The organism is Priestia sp. SIMBA_032, assembly GCF_046535215.1.
Taxonomy (GTDB): Bacteria; Bacillota; Bacilli; order Bacillales; family Bacillaceae_H; genus Priestia; species Priestia aryabhattai.
The window spans coordinates 1-230 of sequence record NZ_JAWRXD010001691.1 but is presented as its reverse complement, the minus strand read 5'-3'; the positions used below and the strand labels follow the sequence as shown (position 1 = coordinate 230).

At 33.9% G+C, this 230-nt stretch carries 1 pseudogene; it reads right to left on the bottom strand.

What is annotated here, in order from left to right:
• Nucleotides 1-95: 95 nt before the first annotated feature.
• Nucleotides 96-230: pseudogene (locus SB717_RS40000) on the bottom strand (alpha/beta hydrolase); the annotation flags it as partial.

Genomic DNA, 230 nt, shown 5'->3' with positions numbered 1-230 from the left:
CTTATAGCAGACTACCTAATTAACAAAAAAACGATAATCAAAAGGATTAACTATTATCCCTCCGATTATCGTCTATATAAATGCAACAACTTTAATTATGCCGGAATATACTTCCCTACGAACTTCCATACGGTATTCCAATATTTATTCGAATCTACTTTCTCCGCTTCTCCATGCCCAGCACCTGGAACAATTAATTTCTCTTTTTCTACTTTTGCAGCATTATATAC